This is a genomic window from Cellulomonas hominis (assembly GCF_005239125.1).
Lineage (GTDB): Bacteria > Actinomycetota > Actinomycetes > Actinomycetales > Cellulomonadaceae > Cellulomonas > Cellulomonas hominis_A.
On record NZ_SZYE01000302.1, the window covers coordinates 1 to 2,603 of the forward strand.

The 2,603-nt window shown below is 78.3% G+C and carries 3 protein-coding genes; all 3 read right to left on the reverse strand.

All coding sequences use genetic code 11. The annotated features are described in order from the left end of the window. Nucleotides 1-813, reverse strand: an 813-nt coding sequence (gene proC / locus FA014_RS19130; RefSeq protein WP_154731194.1) for a pyrroline-5-carboxylate reductase, incomplete at its 3' end; no start/stop codon positions are given. Nucleotides 814-875: 62 nt separating this feature from the next. Further along, on the reverse strand, nt 876-1,208 hold the full coding sequence (locus FA014_RS19135; RefSeq protein ID WP_154731195.1) for a YnfA family protein: 333 nt from the start codon (nt 1,206-1,208) through the stop codon (nt 876-878). 74 nt (nt 1,209-1,282) lie between these two features. After that, nucleotides 1,283-2,603, reverse strand: a 1,321-nt coding sequence (locus tag FA014_RS19140) for a methyltransferase (RefSeq protein WP_154731196.1), incomplete at its 5' end; no start/stop codon positions are given.

Below are 2,603 nucleotides of genomic sequence, written 5' to 3' on the forward strand. Positions count from 1 at the left end.
GCCGAGCTCCCGCGACCGGTCGTGCGCCGCGCGGGCCGCCGCGACCACGCCGGCCCGGACCCCGTGCGCGTCGAGCTGCGCGACGCCGGCCACGGTCGTCCCGCCGGGCGAGGACACCCGCTCGCGCAGCACCACCGGGTGGTCGCCGGTCTGCGCCGCCAGGGCGGCCGAGCCCTCGACGGTCGCGACGGCCAGCCGGGTCGCGAGGTCCCGCGTGAGCCCGAGCAGCACGCCGGCCTCCGCCATCGCGTCGATCAGGTAGAACGCGTACGCCGGGCCGGAGCCGGAGATCGCGGTGACCGCGTCCAGGTCCTTCTCCGCCACGCGCACGACGAGCCCGGTCGCGGCGAGCGCCCGCTCGGCGAGGTCGAGGTGCTCGTCCGTCGCGTGCGTGCCCGGGGCGATCGCGCTCGCGCCCTTGCCGACCAGCGCCGGGGTGTTGGGCATGACCCGGACCACCGGCGTGCCCGCGGGCAGCGCGGCCTCGTAGACGGCGACCGGGATGCCGGCGGCGACGGAGACGACGAGCGTCCCGGGCCGGAGCGCCGGGGCGATCTCGGCCAGCACCTCCGGCACGACCTGCGGCTTGACCGCGATCAGCACCAGACCGGCGCCCTTGACCGCCTTGGCGTTCGGGTCGGCGGCGCGGACGCCGTACCGGCCGGACAGCTCCATCGCGCGGGCGGCGCTGCGCTCGGTGACGTCCACGTCGTCGGCCGTCCAGCCGGCCGCGAGCAGGGCCGTGACCAGGGCCTCGCCCATGACGCCGCCGCCGAGGACCGCCGTGTGCGGTCGTGCCGTGGTCTGCGTCATCGGGTGTCCTCCGGTGGTGGTCGTGCGGGTGGGGCTGGCGGCGAGCCTAGTCCCGGTGGCGGTCAGGCCGGCCGCGGCGCGTACATGATCACCGCGACCCCGGCCAGGCAGAGCAGGGCGCCGAGCACGTCCCACCGGTCGGGCCGGAAGCCGTCGGCGACCACGCCCCAGAGCAGCGAACCGGCGACGAACACCCCGCCGTACGCGGCGAGGATCCGCCCGAAGCTCGCGTCCGGCTGCAGGGTCGCGACGAACCCGTACAGCCCGAGCGCGATCACCCCCGCGCCGATCCACACCCAGCCGCGGTGCTCGCGCACGCCCTGCCAGACCAGCCAGGCGCCACCGATCTCCAGGAGCGCGGCGAGCGCGAACAGCACCACCGAGCGCAGCGGCATGCTGACCCCTCCCCCGCCGGGCCGCGGTCGGGCGCCGGCGGGTCCAGGGTGGCAGAGCGGCTCCGAGGGCGGCGTCAGGCCGGGAGCAGGAGCCCGTCCGCGACCAGGCCCCGGACCTCGGGCAGCACGTCGGCCGCGACCGCCTCGGCACCGACGCCCAGCAGCGCGCCCAGGGCCCCGACGATCTGCCCGACCGTGAGCTCGCCGTCGCACGCGCCCACCAGCCCCGCGAGCGCCGTGCCGGCCTGCACGGTGCGCCCGAACCCGCCGCCCTGCCGGAGCAGCACGATCTGCGGGTCCGCGTCGCCGGGGCGCAGGTACCGCTCCTCGGTCACGTCGCCCGGCACGAGGAGCCGCTCGGCCGCGAGCGCCGCGTCGTCCCGGCGGCGCAGCCAGTCGTGCGCGGCGAGCGACGCCCCGATGGCCGGGCCGAGCGGCTGGCGCACGGTGCCGGTGACCTCCTCGAGCCGCCGCAGCCGCGGCGCGCCGTCGAGGTCGGCCGCCGGCCGGCGCAGTACGACGATCCCGAACCCGATGCCCTCGACGTCCCGGGAGGCGAAGTCGGCGAGCCAGGCGGCGTACCGGGCGCGCCAGGCGGCGGGGTCGCGGTCGGGGGTGGTGCCGCCGTCGCGGATCCAGGTCTCGGCGTACTGGGCAGGGTCCTGGAGCTCGCGCTGCACCACCCAGCCGTCGAGCCCGGACGCGTCGAGCCAGGCGCCGACGCGCTCGTCCCAGGACTCGCCGCGGCGCACCTCCCAGTTGCCGAGCAGCTGGGCCACGCCGCCGGGCGCCAGGACGTCGCCGACCGAGGTGATCAGGTCGGAGACGATCGCGTCGCCGGTGCGGCCGCCGTCCCGGTACTCGTAGGTCGGCACGTCGGCGGCGGCGCGCGGGGTGATGACGAACGGCGGGTTGCTCACCACCAGGTCGAACCGCTCCCCCGCGACCGGCTCCAGCATCGACCCGAGGCGCAGCTCCAGCGCCCCGGGCGCCACCCCGGCGAGCGCCGCGTTGAACCGCGCGAACCCGAGGGCCCGGGCCGAGATGTCCGTGCCGACGACGACGTCGCTGTGCCGGGCGGCGTGCAGCGCCTGGATGCCGCAGCCGGTGCCGAGGTCGAGCGTGCGCGCGCTGGGCTCGCGGACCGTCACCTGCGCGAGGGTCGTGGACGCGCCGCCGACGCCCAGCACGTGGTCCGTGCGCAGCGCGCCGCCGGTCGCGAGCTCGCCGAGGTCCGAGGCCACCCACCAGTCGACGGGCCCGGCCGCGTCCTCGGCCTCGTACGGGCGCAGGTCGACCCGCGCGCGCACCGCGTCGTCCGCGCCGGCGCCGGCCGCGGCGACGAGCCCCAGCCGCTCCGCCCCCGGCACGCCGAGCGTCGGCAGCGCGCGGGCC

What these genes read in the sequence shown, in the direction of transcription:
- FA014_RS19135 (WP_154731195.1), bottom strand. Translation starts at nt 1,208, where the DNA reads ATGCCGCTGCGCTCGGTGGTGCTGTTCGCGCTCGCCGCGCTCCTGGAG.